17 protein-coding genes and 3 pseudogenes are annotated in these 20,362 nt (G+C 50.6%); 9 read left to right on the top strand and 11 right to left on the bottom strand.

The annotated features are described in order from the left end of the window. The 5 genes and pseudogenes from yebS to CRI63_RS20205 all read left to right on the top strand — a co-directional run bounded on the left by yebS (position 1) and on the right by CRI63_RS20205 (position 6,055). Positions 1-1,284 (top strand): membrane integrity lipid transport subunit YebS, encoded by a 1,284-nt coding sequence (yebS, locus tag CRI63_RS20225; RefSeq protein ID WP_130223519.1) that lies wholly within the window; start codon positions 1-3, stop codon positions 1,282-1,284. Beyond that, positions 1,253-3,886, top strand: a complete 2,634-nt coding sequence (gene yebT, locus CRI63_RS20220; protein ID WP_135385894.1) for a lipid-binding membrane homeostasis protein YebT — start codon at positions 1,253-1,255, stop codon at positions 3,884-3,886. Before yebS ends, yebT begins: the two co-directional genes overlap by 32 nt. 79 nt (positions 3,887-3,965) lie before the next feature. Beyond that, positions 3,966-5,404, top strand: a pseudogene (gene rsmF / locus CRI63_RS20215) (16S rRNA (cytosine(1407)-C(5))-methyltransferase RsmF). A 117-nt stretch (positions 5,405-5,521) separates the two neighbouring features. Next, positions 5,522-5,758, top strand: coding sequence for a YebV family protein (locus tag CRI63_RS20210; RefSeq protein ID WP_002431586.1), 237 nt, complete (start codon positions 5,522-5,524; stop codon positions 5,756-5,758). A gap of 105 nt (positions 5,759-5,863) precedes the next feature. Continuing rightward, a complete protein-coding gene (locus CRI63_RS20205) occupies positions 5,864-6,055 on the top strand; it encodes a YebW family protein (protein ID WP_130208463.1) in 192 nt (63 codons plus the stop codon). On the opposite strand, the gene pphA is transcribed toward CRI63_RS20205, so the two are convergent. The 4 genes from pphA to yobA form a co-directional block, all read right to left on the bottom strand. Beyond that, positions 6,056-6,712, bottom strand: coding sequence for a protein-serine/threonine phosphatase (pphA, locus tag CRI63_RS20200; RefSeq protein WP_135487660.1), 657 nt, complete (start codon positions 6,710-6,712; stop codon positions 6,056-6,058). 409 nt (positions 6,713-7,121) lie between these two features. Then, the gene (locus CRI63_RS20195; protein WP_130208467.1) at positions 7,122-7,463 is read right to left on the bottom strand and encodes a YebY family protein; all 342 of its coding nucleotides are present in this window, start codon (positions 7,461-7,463) and stop codon (positions 7,122-7,124) included. 13 nt (positions 7,464-7,476) lie between these two features. Continuing rightward, complete coding sequence (gene copD / locus CRI63_RS20190; RefSeq protein ID WP_130223529.1) at positions 7,477-8,349, bottom strand: copper homeostasis membrane protein CopD; 873 nt, start codon at positions 8,347-8,349, stop codon at positions 7,477-7,479. Positions 8,350-8,352: 3 nt separating this feature from the next. Then, complete coding sequence (yobA, locus tag CRI63_RS20185) at positions 8,353-8,727, bottom strand: CopC domain-containing protein YobA (RefSeq protein ID WP_135520567.1); 375 nt, start codon at positions 8,725-8,727, stop codon at positions 8,353-8,355. A gap of 138 nt (positions 8,728-8,865) precedes the next feature. On the opposite strand from yobA, the gene holE reads away from it, so the two are divergent. The 3 genes from holE to exoX all read left to right on the top strand — a co-directional run bounded on the left by holE (position 8,866) and on the right by exoX (position 10,540). After that, on the top strand, positions 8,866-9,096 hold the full coding sequence (holE, locus tag CRI63_RS20180) for a DNA polymerase III subunit theta (RefSeq protein WP_135405188.1): 231 nt from the start codon (positions 8,866-8,868) through the stop codon (positions 9,094-9,096). Positions 9,097-9,196: 100 nt separating this feature from the next. Next, positions 9,197-9,853 (top strand): carbon-nitrogen hydrolase family protein YobB, encoded by a 657-nt coding sequence (yobB, locus tag CRI63_RS20175; RefSeq protein WP_130257660.1) that lies wholly within the window; start codon positions 9,197-9,199, stop codon positions 9,851-9,853. A 24-nt stretch (positions 9,854-9,877) separates the two neighbouring features. Continuing rightward, entirely contained in the window at positions 9,878-10,540 is a 663-nt protein-coding gene (exoX, locus tag CRI63_RS20170) for an exodeoxyribonuclease X (RefSeq protein WP_135520565.1), read from the top strand. Here exoX and ptrB read toward each other — a convergent pair. The 4 genes and pseudogenes from ptrB to yebG form a co-directional block, all read right to left on the bottom strand. Continuing rightward, a pseudogene (gene ptrB / locus CRI63_RS20165) lies at positions 10,537-12,598 on the bottom strand (oligopeptidase B). The gene exoX and the pseudogene ptrB sit on opposite strands and share 4 nt — an antisense overlap. Positions 12,599-12,806: 208 nt before the next feature. Further along, complete coding sequence (locus tag CRI63_RS20160; RefSeq protein ID WP_130218718.1) at positions 12,807-13,463, bottom strand: tellurite resistance TerB family protein; 657 nt, start codon at positions 13,461-13,463, stop codon at positions 12,807-12,809. 294 nt (positions 13,464-13,757) lie between these two features. Next, positions 13,758-14,114 (bottom strand): protein YebF, encoded by a 357-nt coding sequence (gene yebF, locus CRI63_RS20155; protein ID WP_130208481.1) that lies wholly within the window; start codon positions 14,112-14,114, stop codon positions 13,758-13,760. Between the two features lie 66 nt (positions 14,115-14,180). Further along, complete coding sequence (gene yebG / locus CRI63_RS20150) at positions 14,181-14,471, bottom strand: DNA damage-inducible protein YebG (protein ID WP_130208483.1); 291 nt, start codon at positions 14,469-14,471, stop codon at positions 14,181-14,183. A 141-nt stretch (positions 14,472-14,612) separates the two neighbouring features. Here yebG and purT point away from each other — a divergent pair, with 141 nt between their 5' ends. After that, positions 14,613-15,791, top strand: coding sequence for a formate-dependent phosphoribosylglycinamide formyltransferase (gene purT, locus CRI63_RS20145; protein WP_135520563.1), 1,179 nt, complete (start codon positions 14,613-14,615; stop codon positions 15,789-15,791). Positions 15,792-15,844: 53 nt separating this feature from the next. On the opposite strand, the gene kdgA is transcribed toward purT, so the two are convergent. The 3 genes and pseudogenes from kdgA to zwf all read right to left on the bottom strand — a co-directional run bounded on the left by kdgA (position 15,845) and on the right by zwf (position 20,047). Next, on the bottom strand, positions 15,845-16,486 hold the full coding sequence (kdgA, locus tag CRI63_RS20140; protein ID WP_130257657.1) for a bifunctional 4-hydroxy-2-oxoglutarate aldolase/2-dehydro-3-deoxy-phosphogluconate aldolase: 642 nt from the start codon (positions 16,484-16,486) through the stop codon (positions 15,845-15,847). 37 nt (positions 16,487-16,523) lie between these two features. Then, positions 16,524-18,336 (bottom strand): annotated as a pseudogene (gene edd, locus CRI63_RS20135) (phosphogluconate dehydratase). A gap of 235 nt (positions 18,337-18,571) precedes the next feature. Next, complete coding sequence (zwf, locus tag CRI63_RS20130) at positions 18,572-20,047, bottom strand: glucose-6-phosphate dehydrogenase (protein ID WP_130208489.1); 1,476 nt, start codon at positions 20,045-20,047, stop codon at positions 18,572-18,574. Positions 20,048-20,362: the final 315 nt, after the last annotated feature.

Below are 20,362 nucleotides of genomic sequence, written 5' to 3'. Positions count from 1 at the left end.
ATGGCTCTTAACACCCCACAAATTACGCCGACAAAAAAGATAACAGTGAGCGCAATTGGCGAGGAACTACCGCGTGGTGATTATCAACGTTGCCCGCAATGTGACATGCTGTTTAGCCTGCCCGAGATAAATTCTCACCAGAGTGCCTATTGCCCGCGCTGTCAGGCGAAAATTCGCGATGGGCGTGACTGGTCGCTCACAAGGCTGGCAGCAATGGCTTTTACTATGTTGTTGCTTATGCCTTTTGCCTGGGGCGAACCTCTATTACATATCTGGCTGTTAGGTATCCGTATCGACGCCAATGTAATGCAAGGCATCTGGCAGATGACCAAACAGGGCGATGCGATAACCGGCGCAATGGTGTTTTTCTGCGTTATAGGTGCACCTCTCATACTGGTGACTTCTATTGCTTATTTATGGTTTGGCAATCGACTGGGAATGAATTTACGCCCGGTGTTGCTGATGCTGGAGCGACTAAAAGAGTGGGTAATGCTGGATATCTATCTGGTCGGCATTGGCGTTGCTTCTATAAAGGTACAGGATTACGCCCATATCCAGGCGGGCGTCGGACTATTCTCTTTTTTCGCGCTGGTGATTTTAACAACGGTGACGTTGTCACATCTTAATGTTGAACAGCTGTGGGAGCGATTTTATCCGCAGCGCCCTGCCACACGTAGGGATGAGAAATTACGCGTTTGCCTGGGTTGTCACTTTACCGGCTATCCCGATCCGCGCGGTCGTTGCCCCCGTTGCCATATCCCACTTCGCTTGCGTCGCCATCATAGTATTCAAAAATGCTGGGCGGCGCTTTTGGCTTCAATTGTCTTATTGTTACCTGCCAACCTGCTGCCTATTTCGATCATCTACCTGAACGGTGGACGACAAGAAGATACGATTCTTTCTGGAATTATGTCGCTGGCAAACAGCAATATTGCAGTTGCCGGCATTGTTTTTATCGCCAGTATCCTGGTGCCGTTCACCAAAGTCATCGTCATGTTTACTTTACTGGTAAGCATTCATTTTAAATGCCAGCAAGGCTTACGCACGCGGATTTTGCTATTGCGGATGGTGACCTGGATTGGCCGCTGGTCGATGCTCGATCTGTTTGTCATTTCATTAACCATGTCGCTGATTAATCGCGATCAGATCCTCGCTTTTACTATGGGACCCGCTGCGTTTTATTTCGGCGCAGCGGTTATTTTGACTATTCTTGCTGTGGAATGGCTGGACAGCCGCTTACTTTGGGATGCACATGAGTCAGGAAACGCCCGCTTCGACGACTGAAGCGCAAATTAAAACTAAACGCCGTATCTCACCTTTCTGGCTGTTGCCGTTCATCGCGCTAATGATTGCCGGTTGGCTGATTTGGGGTAGTTATCAGGATAGAGGCAATACCGTCACCATCGACTTTATGTCGGCAGACGGCATTGTTCCAGGTCGCACGCCTGTTCGTTATCAGGGCGTTGAAGTCGGCACGGTGCAGGATGTCAGCCTCAGCGACGATCTACGTAAGATTGAAGTGAAGGTCAGCATCAAGTCCGATATGAAAGATGCCCTGCGCGAAGAGACGCAGTTCTGGCTGGTGACGCCGAAAGCCTCACTGGCAGGTGTTTCCGGGCTTGATGCGCTGGTCGGCGGTAACTATATCGGCATGATGCCGGGTAAAGGTAAAGAGCAGGATCACTTTGTGGCGCTCGATACCCAGCCAAAGTATCGGCTGGATAATGGTGATCTGATGATTCACCTGCAAGCCCCCGATCTCGGTTCATTGAACAGCGGTTCGCTGGTCTATTTCCGCAAAATTCCGGTGGGACGCGTCTATGACTATGCGATCAATCCCAATAAGCAAGGCGTGGTGATTGATGTCCTGATTGAGCGGCGTTTCACCGATTTGGTGAAAAAAGGCAGCCGCTTCTGGAACGTTTCTGGTGTTGATGCCAATGTCAGTATCAGTGGCGCGAAGGTAAAACTGGAAAGTCTGGCTGCCCTGGTTAACGGTGCGATTGCCTTCGATTCACCAGAAGAGTCGAAACCTGCCGATCCGGAAGATACCTTTGGTCTGTATGAGGATCTCGCCCACAGCCAGCGTGGAGTGATCATAAAGCTGGATCTACCAGGTGGAGCCGGATTAAACGCCGATTCAACGCCGCTCATGTACCAGGGGCTGGAAGTCGGGCAACTGACCAAACTGAATTTAAACCCAGGTGGCAAAGTCACCGGGGAAATGACCGTTGATCCCAGCGTCGTCACCCTGCTTCGTGAAAATACCCGCATCGAATTACGTAACCCGAAGTTATCTCTCAACGACGCCAATCTCAGCGCCCTGTTGACCGGCAAAACGTTCGAACTGGTACCGGGTGATGGCGAGCCACGCAAAGAGTTTGTCGTTGTGCCTGGCGAGAAAGCTTTACTGCATGAACCCGATGTTCTGACGCTTACCCTGACTGCACCAGAAAGCTATGGAATTGATGCCGGTCAGCCGCTCATTCTTCACGGCGTACAGGTAGGTCAGGTTATCGACCGTAAACTCACCAGCAAAGGTGTGACATTTACCGTCGCTATCGAACCCCAGCATCGCGAACTGGTAAAAGGCGACAGCAAATTTGTCGTTAATAGTCGTGTCGACGTGAAAGTGGGTCTGGATGGTGTCGAGTTTCTCGGTGCCAGCGCCTCAGAATGGCTCAACGGCGGGATACGTATTCTGCCCGGCGACAAAGGCGAGATGAAAGCCAGCTATCCGCTGTATGCCAATCTGGAAAAAGCCCTCGAAAATAGTCTTAGTGATTTACCTACCACGACCGTGAGTTTAAGTGCGGAGACACTGCCGGATGTGCAGGCAGGGTCGGTAGTGCTGTACCGTAAATTTGAGGTCGGTGAAGTGATTACCGTACGTCCACGGGCCAATGCGTTCGATATCGATTTGCATATTAAACCGGAATATCGCAACCTGCTGACCAGCAACAGCGTGTTCTGGGCTGAAGGCGGCGCGAAAGTTCAACTTAACGGCAGCGGCCTGACCGTTCAGGCGTCACCGCTTTCGCGGGCGTTAAAGGGGGCCATCAGCTTCGATAATCTCAGCGGTGCCAGCGCCAGCCAACGTAAAGGCGATAAGCGGATTCTGTATGCTTCCGAAACAGCAGCTCGTGCGGTTGGCGGGCAGATTACGCTCCACGCTTTCGATGCCGGAAAACTGGCGGTCGGTATGCCAATTCGCTATCTCGGTATTGATATCGGGCAAATCCAGACTCTGGATCTGATCACCGCGCGCAATGAAGTACAGGCAAAGGCGGTGCTCTATCCGGAATATGTCCAGACCTTTGCGCGCGGTGGTACACGCTTCTCAGTGGTCACACCGCAAATTTCGGCAGCAGGCGTTGAGCATCTTGATACGATCCTCCAGCCGTATATCAACGTCGAACCAGGTCGGGGTAATCCTCGCCGTGACTTTGAATTGCAAGAAGCCACCATTACTGATTCGCGTTACCTTGATGGCTTAAGCATTATTGTTGAAGCGCCAGAAGCCGGTTCGTTAGGTGTTGGTACGCCAGTACTGTTCCGTGGTCTGGAAGTAGGTACAGTCACCGGAATGACGCTGGGGACATTGTCAGATCGCGTGATGATTGCGATGCGCATCAGTAAACGTTACCAGCACCTGGTACGTAACAATTCCGTCTTCTGGCTAGCTTCGGGCTACAGTCTGGACTTCGGTCTGACGGGCGGCGTGGTGAAAACCGGTACCTTTAACCAGTTTATCCGTGGCGGGATCGCCTTCGCCACGCCTCCAGGTACGCCGCTGGCGCCGAAAGCTCAGGAAGGCAAACACTTCCTGTTGCAAGAAAGTGAACCGAAAGAGTGGCGTGAATGGGGAACAGCACTCCCCCGATAAGCCACATTGCTCCGGCGTGCCTGCGCCGGAGCGTTTATGCTAAACTGCGCGCCTGTTTTTTGCCAGTTGGTACATGCTCGTGGCCCAACACACCGTTTATTTCCCGGACGCCTTTCTGACACAAATGCGCGAAGCCATGCCTTCGACGCTCTCTTTTGATGATTTTCTCGCCGCCTGTCAGCGCCCGTTGCGCCGCAGCATTCGCGTAAATACCCTGAAAATCTCCGTTGCTGATTTCCTGCAATTAACCGCCCCTTACGGCTGGACGCTAACGCCGATTCCGTGGTGTGAAGAAGGTTTCTGGATTGAACGCGACGATGAAGATGCATTGCCGTTGGGCAGTACCGCCGAGCATTTAAGCGGCCTGTTTTATATTCAGGAAGCCAGTTCAATGTTGCCCGTTGCCGCATTGTTTGCCGACGATAATACCCCACAGCGGGTGATGGATGTCGCCGCCGCGCCAGGTTCAAAAACCACGCAAATTGCCGCTCGCATGAATAACGAAGGGGCGATTCTTGCCAATGAGTTTTCCGCCAGCCGGGTAAAAGTGTTACATGCCAATATCAGTCGCTGCGGTATCCGTAACGTGTCTCTGACTCATTTTGATGGCCGCGTCTTTGGTGCGGCGTTACCAGAAATGTTCGATGCCATTTTACTGGACGCCCCCTGCTCTGGCGAAGGCGTGGTGCGTAAAGATCCCGACGCACTGAAAAACTGGTCACCAGAAAGCAATCAGGAAATCGCTGCCACCCAGCGGGAACTGATCGACAGTGCCTTTCATGCATTACGCCCTGGCGGTACGCTGGTTTACTCGACCTGTACCTTAAACCGGGAAGAAAACGAAGCCGTTTGCCTGTGGCTGAAAGAGACTTACCCCGACGCAGTAGAGTTTTACCGCTGGGCGATCTCTTCCCTGGCGCGGACAAGGCGCTCACCGAAGAAGGCTTTTTGCACGTTTTCCCACAAATTTACGACTGCGAAGGCTTCTTCGTTGCCCGGTTACGCAAAACACAGTCGATTCCCGCCTTACCCGCACCGAAATACAAAGTGGGTAATTTCCCGTTTAGCCCAATCAAAGATCGCGAAGCCGCACAAATTCGCCAGGCGGCGACTGCCGTTGGCTTACAGTGGGATGAAAATCTGCGCCTCTGGCAGCGCGATAAAGAACTCTGGCTGTTCCCGGCAGGCATTGAAGCCCTGATCGGTAAAGTCCGATTTTCCCGTCTGGGAATTAAGCTTGCTGAAACGCATAACAAAGGTTATCGCTGGCAGCATGAAGCGGTTATTGCCCTGGCATCCCCGAACCATACGAACGCTTTCGAACTGACGCCTCAGGAAGCGGAAGAGTGGTATCGCGGGCGCGATGTTTACCCGCAAACCGTGCCAACTACGGATGATGTGCTGGTAACCTTCCAGAATCAGCCAATAGGTTTAGCCAAACGTATTGGCTCGCGACTGAAAAACAGTTACCCACGTGAACTGGTGCGCGATGGGAAACTTTTTACCGGTAACGCCTGATAGCGCACAAAAAAAGCGCACTTTTTGACTGGCACATTCGCCTGCCTCAACTACGCTGAAAAATGGTGCGATCGGACTGGTCGTACCACAACCGGCAGATAAATGGAGAGCACGAAGATGAAAACCAGTGTGCGCATAGGCGCTTTTGAAATCGATGACGGCGAGTTACACGGCGAATCGCCAGGTGATCGAACATTAACAATTCCTTGTAAATCTGACCCCGATTTATGTATGCAACTGGATGCCTGGGACGCCGAAACCAGCATTCCAGCTCTACTAAACGGCGAACACTCTGTCCTGTACCGTACCCGCTACGATCAAAAGTCTGATGCCTGGATTATGCGTCTTGCATGATCCAAAAAGAACCCGTCGGCATGGCGGGTTATTTATTCTGGTTATTTCCCCGAAGTAAAATCCTCTCCTAAACTTAACGGTACGGCACCACACTTCGAGGATGAAATGTTCGCGCTGGTACTTTTTGTTTGCTATCTGGATGCTGGCTGTGAAGATATTGTTGTTGATGTTTACAACACGGAACAGCAGTGCGTCTACTCAATGGACGATCAACGGATCCGCCACGGCGGCTGCTTTCCTGTTGAGGATTTTATTGATGGGTTCTGGCGGCCCGCGCAGGAGTACAGTGACTTTTAATTACTGGAGTTGTTCCACGGTGAGTGTCCCTCCGAAGACGGCGCCGGTGTCTATATAATGCAAGTTTCCAATATCTACGCGATGAGGTAACGGCGTATGACCAAACCAGAAATGGTCAGCACCGGTAATTCCCTGCCCTTTTTGGCCTTCACGTAATCGCGAACGACTCCACAATACCTGGTGCAAATCGACGTCCTTTTGCCATTGATAAACATCGTCAGGATAATCAGCATGGGCAATAACGTGTTTGCCAGTGCGACTGTTTAATTCAAGAATAAAAGGCAAATGCTGGCATTTGCTGAGCGCCCTTTCTGCTTGCTTCTGTTGCTTATCTGCCAGTGCAGCAAACCAGTCGCCACCGTTCATATACCATAAAGACATCTGCTGCGTGGCCAGCGCATCTATCGCCATCTGCTCATGATTGCCTCTTACCGCTCTGACCCAGCGTTGCTCCAGTAGTTGAAGACAACGCAAACTCTCCGGACCACGATCAATAACATCACCTACCGAGATCAATAAGTCTTGCCACGGGTCAAAACGGCAATGCCATAATTTGATACGCAGTAGCCCAAGGCAGCCATGAATATCCCCCACCAACCAGATATGTCGCCAATGGCTGCCATCAATTTTCTGATAGGTGCGGCCTGCCTCTTTCATCAATTTTTTTACTCCCGCGCAGAAGATCACATTATTTTAACATAAATGTTAAAAAAGGCTGGACTGAAGCAGTAGAGTGTGTGTTATGGTTGATTGTGAAGTCAGCACAGGGACAACAGTGATGTATTCATCCGCTGGCTTAATAGATAAAAAGAGACCGAATACGATTCCTGTATTCGGTCCAGGGAAATGGCTCTTGGGAGAGAGCCGTGCGCTAAAAGTTGGCATTAATGCAGGCTTAGTTGCCTTGCCCTTTAAGAATAGATGACGACGCCAGGTTTTCCAGTCCACACGAAAAGTGGTCAGAAAAAAGCGTCTTTATCATCGTTTTAAAAGTAAAAAAAACGCCCGATCTGATAAAAGATCCTGGGCGTTTTTTTTTGGCAAATCAAAAAGCTAACTCAGGTAACTAGCAGAGTTTTTCAGCTCGTTCTATAAATGGCATCAAGCTCATTTTTTCACCGGGTTTGTTGGGATCTTCAATCTGGATCACCGAAATAGGCTGGGCCTTAGTCTTCCCACTGGAAACTTCTTTTTGCGCAACATCGTTCAAAGGGTATTGCACCAGGGTGCTGGGGTTGATGACATACAGCGCATTACCCGGTCGGCATGTCAACATCACTTCTTCGCGATTAAACGCCCATTTGTCTTTGCCAATTTCAAAACGGCTGACGGTAATCACCTGAGGAGCCGCCAGCGCCGCAGTGGAACTGGTGAGCAACAAAAACGCCAATATACTTTTTTTCATCATTTATCGTAATCCATCAAAACGGTTCCAGAGTCGCTAGCAGGCTGATAATCACCAGTACCACCGCGCCTATCGCCCACTCGAGTTGAGTCATCCATACAAACCAGGGAACAGCCCGGACTTCATCATGCCGCATTCTTGGGACCAGAACATAACGATTTGCCAGCGCGATAACCACCATAATCATAACCAGTATGACTTTGAGCAATAAGAGCTGGCCCCAGTAAGAGGCAAGCGTGGGGGGAAATCCCGTGATAAGTAATGCATTGAGCACACCACTCACTAGCACGCCAATGACAGCAAAATGTCCGCACCAGGAAAAACGCATCAGCGCATGAATGGCCGGGCGTTTCCAGCGCCCTTTCACCAGCCGCATACACCAGACAACCGGCAGTAGCCCTCCAAACCATGCGGCAGCACAGATAAGATGTACGGCGTGATTGGTCTGATGAATTTTTGCGGTTAATCCTTCATTTAATGTCGCGTGTCCCATACCCGCCATCAGGATAAATTGCGCGGTAGTCAGCATAAACAGTAACCGCAACATATTCCGTGGTTGCATCAGAACGACGGTCAACGTAACGAGAGCGAGAACGATTTGCCAAATCCAGACGCCTCCGAAGTGCGTTTGTAACACCGACTGCCAGATGCTCAGCGAAACTACATCTGGCCATCCCGCCCCCATCAACCCACCCTGAACGGCGAACATCGCTGCGGCACTGATCAAACTCCATGCGGCTGCGTGCTGTTGTAAACGCAAAAAACGCTTCGTCAATAATCGACGAATCGTCACTGGTGCCAACCATGCCCCGTACATCGCGAAGCCAAAAACCAGCATCAGAGAGATAAAATGGATAAATCGCAGTGTGACCCAGGTAAGCGCTAGCATGCTTTATTTCACAGTAAAGGTGTACTGCCCTTTGGTTTTATGCCCGTCCACCGAAACAACATGCCAGTCAACGGTATAACTTCCGGGATTCAGGGCGTCGGCAAGCGGAACGATCAATTGCTTTTTGTCTTGTTCATTACGCTTCGCGGGTAATGTTTTAACATTTTCATTCTTCGGGCCGATGATTTTGACCCCACTGAATCCAGGTTCAATATCTTCAGAGAAATTTAAAGTAACGGCCTGTGGGGCAGCGGTGACCGCCGCATTCGCCGCAGGATACTGGTGAGTCAGGTGCGCATGAGCCCAGACGGAAGGGGCCGCCAACAAACCGGCAATGATTGCCAGCGTATAACGAAGAGAACGCGCAGTTGAAACCATATTATCTATTCCTTTTTGTAATGAGTTTTTTACAGAGCATAACCTTGTCTAATGAGAGAGTCGAGGATCATCAATTCAGGCTTGCCATCCTGGCTGACTCTTAGTAACTTTTGCCCGCAATTAACGAGGAGACACCGTATGCTGAAGAATCTGGCCAAACTGGATCAAACTGAAATGGATAAAGTAAATGTCGATCTGGCCGCTGCCGGAGTGGCATTTAAAGAACGGTACAATATGCCGGTGATTGCTGAAGCGGTTGAACGTGAACAACCGGAACACTTGCGTGGCTGGTTTCGTGAGCGCCTTATCACCCACCGTCTCGCCTCTGTAAATCTGTCACGTTTACCTTACGAGCCCAAACTTAAATAAACCTTATATTAAGTTACACTTTCTTACATGGTGCCTGCTAAATTATAAGTATTTTCTCATACACACCATTATTCGCAGACACTATGAAAAGGAAGTCATCATGTCGTACTGGAAAGTTGCAGCAGCACAATATGAGCCTCGTAATGCTTCACTCACTGAACAGGTAGCCCATCATCTGGAGTTCGTGAGGGCTGCCGCCAGACACCAGTGCGAACTGTTGGTTTTTCCCTCACTTTCTCTACTGGGATGTGATTACAAACGACGTGCGCTTCCGTCTCCGCCCGATCTCTCGCTTTTAGACCCGCTTTGTTATGCAGCAACAACCTCGCGAATGACCATTATTGCTGGCCTTCCCGTTGAATATAATGAGCGTTTTATTCGCGGTATTGCAGTATTCGCCCCCTGGATGAAAACGCCAGGAATTTATCATCAAAGTCATGGCGCATGCCTGGGTCAACTTTCTAAAACCATCACTGTAGTGGATGGACAACCGGAAGGTATTGATATGGATCCGAGCTGTTCACTCTTCACCACAGGCCAGTGCATCAGCGAGCCTGATTTGTCGGCATCGACCCGACGCTTAGAGTTTTTCTCACATCAATACTCCATCGCCGTACTAATGGCGAACGCCCGCGGGAACAGCGCGCTGTGGGATGAACATGGCCGCCTTATCGTCCGCGCCGATCGCGGTTCGCTTTTGTTGGTTGGCCAGCGCTCTTCCCAGGGTTGGCAAGGCGATATCATTCCATTACGCTAGGCGTTTTCTTCCTGGAGCATGACCATGTTGCGCATTATCGATACAGAAACCTGCGGTTTGCAGGGAGGGATCGTTGAAATTGCCTCTGTTGATGTTGTTAACGGGAAAATCGTCAACCCTATGAGCCACCTGGTGCGTCCCGACCGTCCCATCAGTCCACAAGCCATGGCGATTCACCGTATCACAGAGTCCATGGTTGCCGACAAACCGTGGATTGAAGAAGTTATCCCGCACTATTACGGTAGCGAATGGTATGTCGCCCACAATGCCATTTTTGACCGCCGGGTATTGCCAGAAATGCCCGGTGAGTGGATTTGCACCATGAAACTGGCTCGTCGTTTGTGGCCAGGAATCAAGTACAGCAATATGGCACTGTATAAATCGCGAAAGCTGAATGTCCAGACACCATCGGGTCTGCATCACCACCGCGCGCTGTATGATTGCTATATTACCGCAGCCCTGCTTATCGATATTATGAACACATCAGGCTGGACGGCGGAGCAGATGGCGGATATCACCGGGCGGCCGTCGTTGTTGACAACGTTCACGTTTGGCAAGTATCGCGGTAAAGCCGTATCAGACGTTGCAAAGCGCGATCCGGGCTATCTGCGCTGGTTGTTTAACAACCTTGACAGTATGAGCCCGGAGTTACGTTTAACCTTGAAGCATTATCTGGAGAGTGTTTAACCCGCTGATTGGCCTGGTAATGTCCCCTGCGCCAGGGCTATCAGAAAAGCATATTCCATTGCCACACCTTCGTAGGATTTAAAACGTCCGGATTTACCGCCATGCCCTGAATCCATGTCGGTACAAAGCAATAATAGATGGTTATCAGTTTTAAGCTCGCGCAGCTTAGCCACCCATTTTGCCGGTTCCCAGTATTGCACCTGTGAATCGTGTAATCCGGTCGTTACCAGCAGATGCGGATAAGCCTGAGCCGTGACATTGTCATACGGGCTGTAGCTTTTCATATACTCATAATATTGCGGATCCTGCGGATTTCCCCACTCTTCAAATTCGCCGGTAGTAAGAGGAATCGACTCATCAAGCATCGTTGTTACAACATCAACAAACGGTACCTGGGCAATCACGCCGTGGAATAACTCGGGGCGCTCATTAATTGCAACGCCCATCAACATACCGCCAGCACTGCCCCCCATCGCATAACAGAGTGAAGGTGAACCGTAGCCCAGCTTTAACAATGCGTCGCAGGCATCGAGATAGTCATTAAAGGTATTTTTCTTTTTCAGGAATTTACCGTCTTCGTACCATTGCTGCCCCAGCTCGCCGCCACCACGGACATGGACAATGGCGTAGACAAAACCGCGATCCAACAAACTCAGGCGGCTAAAACTGAAATCGGCATCAATGCTTGCGCCGTAAGAGCCATATCCATATACCAGCAGCGGGTTGTGGCCTTTCTGGAAATGCTTGCGATGATAGACCAGCGAAACAGGCACTTCGACGCCATCACGGGCGGTGATCCACAAGTGTTCGCTGCGGTAATTCGCCGCATCGAAACCAGGGACTTCCGTTTGTTTTAATACCCGACGCTCTCCGGTATCCATATCCAGTTCAAACAATGTATCTGGCGTAGTCATGGAGGAATAGCCATAACGCAATCGTGAGGTTTCAGGTTCCGGGTTATAGGCAATCCAGGTAACGTAAGCCGGATCATCAAAGGCAATGCCGATAACCTCCCGCGTTTTGCGGTTGATTTGCCGCAGACTGGTTAACCCACGCTGACGCTCTTCAACCACCAACCAGTCAGTAAACAGCGTAAAGCCTTCGAGCATGATGTTATCGCGCGGAGGGATTAACTCTTCCCACGCTTGCTCATCACGCATACGGGTACGGTATAAGCCAAAATTTTTTGCCGTTGCGGTTGGAGCGCAGATAAAACCGATGCTGGTAGTGATCAAGACTGTATTCGTGATCTTTGCGACGCGGTAAAAAGACAAACGGCTCGGCATCGGCCAGCTCTGCATCCAGCAGCCGAACTTCACTGGTAGTAGCGCTGGCAAGATGAATAACCACATAGTGTTTCGACGTCGTTTTATGTAGGCTGACGTAAAAGGTATCGTCTTTTTCTTCGTAAATCAGTTTGTCTTCAGATGCTGGAGTGCCAATGGCATGCCGCCAGACCTGATACGGCAACAACGTCACCGGATGCTTGCGAACATAATAAAATGTCCAGGAGTCATTCGCCCAGACAAAGCTGGGTTCCACGTTGTCCAGCAGTTCAGGATACCAGTTGCCCGTTTCCAGATTGCGAAAACGGATACCGTACTGGCGTCGGGAAAGAAAATCTTCTGCAAGTGCCATAATCGTGTTATCGGGCGTAATCGCCATTCCGCCCATTGAATAAAACTCACTGTGCGCCGCCCGTTTGTTCGCATCGAGCAGAGTCTCCCATTCGTCCCACTCTTCACTGAACGCCGACTGACGCTGGTAGATTGCATATTCACAACCAGGTTCATAAATTTGCCGGTAGCGATAGCCATTTTTGACGTAAGGTGCAGAGACTTCTCTTTGCGGTATGCGGTCAATGATTTCTTTTAATATCCGATCCTGCAAAGCTTGTTGCGACGCCATGACCTGATGACCGTAGCTATTTTCTTGTTGCAGGTAATCCAGCACTTCCGGCTGCGAGCGTGTGTCGTCCCGCAGCCAGTAGTAATTATCGATGCGCGTGTCGCCATGAAGCGTCATGGCATGGGGGATGCGGGCGGCTTTTGGTAGCATGTTATTGTTCTTTCTGGTTGAAACATCTTATAAGGGTGGCAAAACTCACCCGGGATGCAAGCGAAACAGGGCGGTCATTGTATAGATGATGACAGGTAATGGCGTGAAAATCGAAAGGATGTCGCCAGCGAAAATTAATTCGCTCAAATAGCTGTGCGGTTTTGTATAGCCCGATAAACAGGCATATCAGGCTATACGGAGTGAGATATTATTCAGACAAAGTGCGTTTTTGCTGTTCGAGATCGCGTTCAATTCCTTCACGGACTTCCTGGGGAATTTTCAGCGCATCCCCCAGTGCATTCAGGTAACTGCGCTCCATAAAATGGTCAATATCAATAGCCGCACAGCTCAGGAAATAGATCTCCAGTGCCTCTTCTTCGTTGCGAATCCCCTGGGCCAGGCGCTGCGGATCCAATGGTTGCTCGATTGCCTGTTCGATAAGTTCACGCCCCTGCTCTTCAACACCAGCTTCACGCAATTGCTGGTCGATAGCCGCGCGTTCTTTACTATCGATATGACCATCGCTTTTGGCAGCAAAAACCAGGGCGAGGATTAAACGTTCTGTACGTTCATCCAGCGGCGTACTTTGGGTGCCGAATTGCGGTTCGTTCTGATGCGCCGCACGAATTTTATCTTTGTATTTGTTCCACAGTACTGTACCGGCGACCGCTCCGCCGCCAACCAGCAACGCGTTTGTACCGTATTTCGTTAATAGTTTACGCGCTGATTTATTCGCAACCAGCAGTCCTGCCAACCCGCCTAATGCGCCGGGTACTAAAAGTTTTCCCAATCCCTGATCTGTAGACGAAGAGGAAGAACTGCTTTGCCCAAGAAGGGATTGCAGTTGATTTAACCAGTTAGCCATTTTTGCTCCTCAATTCACCATTTTAATGGCAATAGCATAGCGAATGATGATGTCAGAAAGTGTATATAGAGACAAAAGATGCGCAAATAAGCGGGACGGGAGGCAGTCCTCACAGGAAATTCACGTCAGGTAAGGTGCTGGATGATGTGATTAATTTGAGGCTTGTAGATTTGATTGTAATTGCCTGATGCGAACCTGGCGTTTCTTATCAGGATTCTGGGGGTTAGTGCATTGTTGGGCGGATAAGGCGCTCGCGCCGCATCCGCCAGCGGTAAACCGAATTACCAGAAGCCATTAGCGCCGCTGATATTCCGCCATTCCCGCTTTACAATCCACATTAACCAGATAATGAATATCGGCACTTTTACCACGCACGGTCAGCGGTACCGACCATTTATCATCTTTCCCCTGAATGTCCTGCAAACTAACCCACGCCACCGGATCGGCCTGACCGACGATTTTTTGATCGTCTGCCCAGCGCGCCACGCGGTTTTGCTGATAATCACGTTTTACACTCGCAGCGATTCCGGCTGCATCTAAACCTTCACATTTGGGGAAAGTTACCGACTTGCTGGTTTCGTTATTGGCAGCGAAAACTGATGTACAGGCGGAAACCAACAACAGCCCCAACAACGCTCCTCTTTTTTTCATGTTTTTCTCCATAGCACAATGATTCAGGAGAAAGCATGGTACAAATTATCAGGAGCGCAAGTTACTTCAGGCGGCGTGAGTTTCACCTTCCCCATCCGTGTCAGTATCAACCACCTGAGGAGAAGGTAATTTACCGGTTTTCAGAATGGTACTAAGCACATCTTTCTGTTCCGCCAACCACAAAGAAAGCGCCTCACGCTGCTCGTCTTCCATTGTCACCGGAGAATTCGCCAACCATGTGTCGAGTAGATCCGCTGTATCGAGCATTTTGTCATAAGCATCGGCTTCCTTTTTGCTGGTAAACGACATCTTCTCTTCGCCCTCACGAATGACTACGTATTTAATTTCAACCGCCATTTGCAGCCTCTCATCATAACTGTAATTTTATACAGTATATTTCTTTTCAGTCGAGAAATCAACGCAAGCAATCAAGCAATAAAGACACGCGCAAACGTTTTCGTTTATACTTCACGCGGAACTAATCAGGGGATATTCGTTATGACGTTATTAGGCACTGCGCTGCGTCCGGCAGCAACTCGCGTGATGTTATTGGGCTCCGGTGAACTGGGTAAAGAAGTGGCTATCGAATGCCAACGCCTCGGCGTAGAGGTGATTGCGGTCGATCGCTACGCCGACGCGCCCGCCATGCATGTCGCTCATCGCGCCCATGTCATTAATATGCTGGATAGCGACGCATTGCGCCGTGTTGTTGAACTGGAAAAACCACATTATATCGTGCCGGAGATCGAAGCTATTGCTACCGATATGCTGATCCAGCTTGAAGAGGAAGGGCTAAATGTTGTCCCCTGCGCGCGTGCAACACAATTGACGATGAACCGCGAAGGTATTCGTCGTCTGGCTGCGGAAGAGCTTCAGCTTCCCACTTCAACTTATCGTTTCGCTGATAGCGAAGACCTTTTCCGCGAGGCGGTCGCCGCCATTGGCTATCCTTGCATTGTTAAACCGGTGATGAGCTCTTCCGGCAAGGGGCAAACGTTTATTCGCTCTGCCGAACAACTGGCTCAGGCATGGGAGTACGCCCAGCAAGGTGGTCGCGCCGGAGCGGGTCGCGTGATTGTTGAAGGCGTCGTTAAGTTTGATTTCGAAATTACCCTGCTGACCGTCAGCGCGGTGGATGGTGTTCATTTCTGTGCGCCTGTAGGTCATCGCCAGGAAGATGGTGACTATCGTGAATCCTGGCAACCGCAGCAAATGAGCCCACTGGCCCTCGAACGTGCGCAGGAGATTGCCCGCAAGGTGGTGCTTGCACTGGGTGGTTATGGTCTGTTTGGTGTCGAGTTGTTTGTCTGTGGTGATGAGGTGATTTTTAGTGAAGTCTCCCCTCGCCCGCATGACACCGGGATGGTGACGTTAATTTCTCAGGATCTTTCTGAGTTTGCCCTGCATGTGCGTGCTTTCCTGGGACTGCCGGTGGGCGGGATTCGCCAGTATGGTCCTGCCGCTTCAGCCGTTATCCTGCCGCAACTGACCAGCCAGAATGTCACGTTTGACAACGTGCAGAAGGCCGTTGGCGCAGGTTTGCAGATTCGTTTATTTGGTAAGCCGGAAATTGATGGTAGCCGTCGTCTGGGGGTTGCGCTGGCTACAGCAGAACGTGTTGATGAAGCGATTGAACGTGCGAAGCACGCCGCCGCACAGGTAAAAGTACAAGGTTAAATCTGGCAAAAACGCGACAAAAATGCCCGATCCACGATCGGGCATTTTGACTGTTACAGCTTCGCGCCTTCTACTGCTTCACGCGCCAGCTTAGTAATGCGCTCGTAATCGCCCGCTTCCAGCGCATCTGCCGGAACCAGCCAGGAACCACCAATGCACAGTACGCTTTTCAGCGCCAGGTAATCACGGTAGTTAGCCGGAGAAATACCGCCAGTCGGGCAGAAACGAACCTGAGAGAACGGACCCGCAATTGCCTGCAGTGCTTTCACGCCGCCATTAGCTTCTGCCGGGAAGAATTTGAACTCTTTCAGGCCGTAGTCCATACCCAGCATCAGTTCGGAAACAGTGCTGATACCTGGAATCAGAGGAATAGTCCCTTCTGTCGCCGCTTTCAGCAGTGGTTCAGTCAGTCCTGGGCTGATTGCGAACTGTGCTCCTGCTTCAGTCACTTCTGCCAGTTGCTGCGGATTCAGCACCGTACCGGCACCGACAATCGCTTCCGGCACTTCTTTGGCGATAGCGCGGATAGCATCAACTGCACACGCCGTACGCAGAGTCACTTCCAGAACGCGCACCCCACCAGCAACCAACGCTTTTGCCATTGGCACCGCGTGTTCCAGTTTATTTACCACGATAACCGGTACAACCGGGCCGGTGGTCAGGATTGATTCTGCACTTGTTTTCCAGTTTTTCATCAGAGTTTTCTCTCGCCTGATTACAAATTTTGTCGTCTTAAAAAGTGATACAGGTTGCGCCCTGTTCGGCACCGGACAGTTTTTCGCGCAAGGCGCTGAATAATTCACGTCCTGTTCCCACGCGTGACGCGCTCAGGTCAGGAATGTGCGGTTCGCGAGCAGCCAGTTCAGCTTCGTCTACCAGCAGCGTCAGTTCGCCTGTCTGTCCATTCACACGAATGATGTCCCCATCGCGCACTTTTGCCAGCAGCCCACCATCGTAGGCTTCTGGTGTTACGTGGATAGCTGACGGCACTTTACCTGAAGCACCAGAGAGTCGTCCATCGGTAACTAACGCAATTTTGAAACGCCGGTCCAATAATACACCAAGTGGCGGCATGAGTTTATGTAATTCTGGCATTCCGTTCGCTTTTGGCCCCTGATGGCGGACAACAACCACACAATCACGGTCCAGCATACCTGCTTCAAAAGCAGGCATAACGTCATGCTGGCTCTCGAAAACAACAGCAGGCGCTTCAATCACCTGGTTTTCAACCGGCACTGCAGAGGTTTTCATGACGGCACGGCCCAGGTTGCCGCTTAACACTTTTGTCCCGCCATGATGCGAGAAAGGTTGTTCAAAGGAAGCAATCACATTGCTGTCGAGCGATTTGTCTGCACCTTCGCGCCAGTCCAGCTCGCCGTTATTCAGCCATGGTTCGAGGGTATAGCGCGAAAGACCAAAGCCCGCCACCGTATTGACATCTTCATGCAACAGGCCCGCCTTGAGCAGTTCACGCACCAGAACCGGTACACCACCCGCCGCCTGGAAGTGGTTAATATCGGCCGGACCGTTTGGATACAAACGCGCCATCAGAGGTACGACATCAGAAAGGTCAGAGAAGTCATCCCAGTTAATCTGAATACCGGCTGCACGCGCCATCGCCACCAGGTGCATGGTGTGGTTAGTAGAACCACCGGTCGCCAGCAGTGCAACAATACCGTTCACCACCACTTTCTCGTCGATCATCTTACCGATCGGCATCCATTCATTGCCGTTACCGGTCATGCGTGTAACCTGGCGCGCAGCGGCTGCGGTTAATGCATCACGTAACGGGGAGTCTGGATGAACAAAAGAAGAGCCCGGCAACTGCATCCCCATAAACTCCACCACCATCTGGTTGGTGTTGGCAGTACCGTAGAAAGTACATGTACCAGGGGCATGATAAGACGCAGCCTCTGACTCCAGCAGTGCCATTCGATCCACCTTCCCTTCGGCATAAAGCTGGCGAATACGCACTTTTTTCTTTATTTGGCAACCCGCTTGCCATCGGACCTGACGGCACAAATACCGCAGGCAGATGACCGAACGACAGCGCTGACATCGTCAGCCCAGGGACAATCTTATCGCACACGCCGAGGAACAACGCGCCATCAAACATGTTATGGGACAGCCCCACAGCCGCAGACATCGCAATGACTTCGCGACTTAACAGCGACAGTTCCATACCATCCTGCCCCTGGGTGACACCATCACACATCGCCGGAACACCACCCGCAACCTGCCCAACCGCATTAGCTTCATGCAGTGCTTTACGAATGATCTCGGGATAATGTTCATAAGGCTGGTGGGCGGAGAGCATGTCGTTGTAGGAGGTGATGATAGCGATATTGTTACGCAACATGCTTTTCAGGGAGGCTTTGTCTTCTGGCTGGCAAGCGGCGAAACCGTGAGCCAAGTTACCGCATGCCAACTGCGAACGATGAACGGTCGAAGTTTTCGCTTGTTCGATCCGGGCGAGGTAAGCAGAGCGAGTCTCGCGCGAACGTTCAATGATTTGATTTGTTACGCGTAACAATTGTGGATTCATAAAGGCTCCTGAAATTGAGTTGTCAGAGCAGGATGATTCACAACGCGTTTCATACATGGATATTATGATTGAAACGCCTGTAACCGGAGCTCATAGGGCAAAAAACGTTTCAGTCAGTGTAATAAAAAAAGCCTCGTGGGTGAATCCGCACGAGGCCTGAAAGTGTAAAAATTGTTCTACAATCTGTGCAAGATCATGTTACCGGTAAAATAACCATAAAGGATGAGTGCAGATATTACTCAAACTCATTCCAGGAACGGCCATCACGGGTAATCATCGCCACCGAAGCAACCGGTCCCCAGGTTCCGGCCTGATACGGTTTCGGCGCATCGTTATCCATCGCCCATGCTTCAGTAATGGAGTCCACCCATTTCCAGGCTTCTTCCACTTCATCACGACGTACAAACAGCGCCTGAATACCGCGCATGGTTTCCAGCAGCAGACGTTCATAAGCATCTGCCAGATGCGTCTGATTAAAGGTTTCTGAATAGCTCAGATCCAGCTTGGTGATTTGCAGGTTATGTTTGTGATCAAGACCAGGAACCTTGTTCAACACTTGAATATCCACGCCTTCATCAGGTTGCAGACGGATAGTCAGTTTGTTCTGCGGCAGGTCCTGCCACGACTCTTTAAACAGATTGAGCTCTGGCGTTTTAAAATAGACCACCACTTCAGAGCATTTGGTCGGCAAACGTTTACCGGTACGCAGGTAGAACGGTACGCCAGCCCAGCGCCAGTTGTCGATATCGACACGGATAGCCACGAAGGTTTCCGTGTTACTGCTTTTGTTCGCGCCCTCTTCTTCCAGGTAACCCGGAACTTTTTTGCCCTGGGCGAAGCCCGCAGTGTATTGCCCGCGTACGGTTTTTTCGCGTACGTTGGAGCGGTCAATGCGGCGCAGAGACTTCAGTACTTTCACTTTTTCATCGCGGATGCTGTCTGCGCTCAGATCAGACGGCGGAGACATCGCAATCATGCAGAGAATTTGTAGCAGGTGGTTCTGGATCATGTCGCGCATCTGACCGGCTTTATCAAAATAGCCCCAGCGCCCTTCGATCCCCACTTCTTCTGCCACGGTAATCTCAACATGATCAATAGTGCGGTTGTCCCAGTTGTTCACAAACAGGGAGTTAGCAAAACGCAGCGCCAACAGGTTCAGCACCGTTTCTTTACCAAGGTAATGGTCGATACGGTATACCTGGCACTCCTCGAAATATTCACCGACCTGATCATTGATTTCCTGCGAGGTCGCCAGCGACGTCCCCAGCGGTTTTTCCATCACCACGCGCGCCGGTTTGCCGTTAAGTTTCGCCTCACCAAGCCCTTTGCAGATTGCGCCAAAAGTGCCTGGCGGCATGGCAAAGTAGTTAATGGTGATACGATTTTTTTGATCCAGCATCGCACCAAGACGGCTGAATGCAGCGGTGTCATTGACATCGAGATTACAAAAATCCAGACGTGCACTCAGGGTGTCCCATAAACCTTCATCAATAGTTTCTTTCATGAAGGTTTCCAGCGCTTCGCGGACTACTTTGGTATATGCCGCTTTATCCCAGTCAGCACGCCCTACGCCGATAATACGGGTATCCGGGTTGAGCTGACCGGCTTTTTCCAGTTGATACAGGGAAGGCAGCAATTTACGACGCGCAAGGTCGCCTTTCGCGCCGAAAATGACCAGGTCACAAGCCTGGGCTGTTTGCGTTACCGCCATGTCATTCTCCTTAAGTTAACTAACCCGGTACTTAAGCCTGGGTATACTTGTAATTTTCTTACGGTGCACTGTACTGCTTTTACGAGCTTGCGAAAACTGTAAACGCTTATCCACCCGTGCGATTACGGCAAAAGCGCGCAAAGTGCGGCAAAACTGATAAAAAAATCATCGTTTTCCATTGGGTAAAAATCTGACCCTGATCATGTTATGAAAAAAAATGACAACTTTTTTATCCGCTTTTGTCATTAATACGACACACAGGCGTAATATCAGACCAAACTGCATTTCGATTTCTTTCAGTGTGGAAATCGTCAT

Source organism: Escherichia sp. E2661 (assembly GCF_004745185.1).
In the GTDB taxonomy this organism is placed as follows: domain Bacteria; phylum Pseudomonadota; class Gammaproteobacteria; order Enterobacterales; family Enterobacteriaceae; genus Escherichia.
Note: the sequence above shows the minus strand (reverse complement) of the source record. Positions and strands in the feature narration are given on the sequence as shown.

Bases quoted from the DNA above. Each gene is read 5' to 3' on its own strand.
- yebS (WP_130223519.1), top strand. From the start codon at position 1: ATGGCTCTTAACACCCCACAAATTACGCCGACAAAAAAGATAACAGTG.
- yebT (WP_135385894.1), top strand. From the start codon at position 1,253: ATGAGTCAGGAAACGCCCGCTTCGACGACTGAAGCGCAAATTAAAACT.
- CRI63_RS20210 (WP_002431586.1), top strand. From the start codon at position 5,522: ATGAAAACCAGTGTGCGCATAGGCGCTTTTGAAATCGATGACGGCGAG.
- CRI63_RS20205 (WP_130208463.1), top strand. From the start codon at position 5,864: ATGTTCGCGCTGGTACTTTTTGTTTGCTATCTGGATGCTGGCTGTGAA.
- pphA (WP_135487660.1), bottom strand. From the start codon at position 6,712: ATGAAAGAGGCAGGCCGCACCTATCAGAAAATTGATGGCAGCCATTGG.
- CRI63_RS20195 (WP_130208467.1), bottom strand. From the start codon at position 7,463: ATGATGAAAAAAAGTATATTGGCGTTTTTGTTGCTCACCAGTTCCACT.
- copD (WP_130223529.1), bottom strand. From the start codon at position 8,349: ATGCTAGCGCTTACCTGGGTCACACTGCGATTTATCCATTTTATCTCT.
- yobA (WP_135520567.1), bottom strand. From the start codon at position 8,727: ATGGTTTCAACTGCGCGTTCTCTTCGTTATACGCTGGCAATCATTGCC.
- holE (WP_135405188.1), top strand. From the start codon at position 8,866: ATGCTGAAGAATCTGGCCAAACTGGATCAAACTGAAATGGATAAAGTA.
- yobB (WP_130257660.1), top strand. From the start codon at position 9,197: ATGTCGTACTGGAAAGTTGCAGCAGCACAATATGAGCCTCGTAATGCT.
- exoX (WP_135520565.1), top strand. From the start codon at position 9,878: ATGTTGCGCATTATCGATACAGAAACCTGCGGTTTGCAGGGAGGGATC.
- CRI63_RS20160 (WP_130218718.1), bottom strand. From the start codon at position 13,463: ATGGCTAACTGGTTAAATCAACTGCAATCCCTTCTTGGGCAAAGCAGT.
- yebF (WP_130208481.1), bottom strand. From the start codon at position 14,114: ATGAAAAAAAGAGGAGCGTTGTTGGGGCTGTTGTTGGTTTCCGCCTGT.
- yebG (WP_130208483.1), bottom strand. From the start codon at position 14,471: ATGGCGGTTGAAATTAAATACGTAGTCATTCGTGAGGGCGAAGAGAAG.
- purT (WP_135520563.1), top strand. From the start codon at position 14,613: ATGACGTTATTAGGCACTGCGCTGCGTCCGGCAGCAACTCGCGTGATG.
- kdgA (WP_130257657.1), bottom strand. From the start codon at position 16,486: ATGAAAAACTGGAAAACAAGTGCAGAATCAATCCTGACCACCGGCCCG.
- zwf (WP_130208489.1), bottom strand. From the start codon at position 20,047: ATGGCGGTAACGCAAACAGCCCAGGCTTGTGACCTGGTCATTTTCGGC.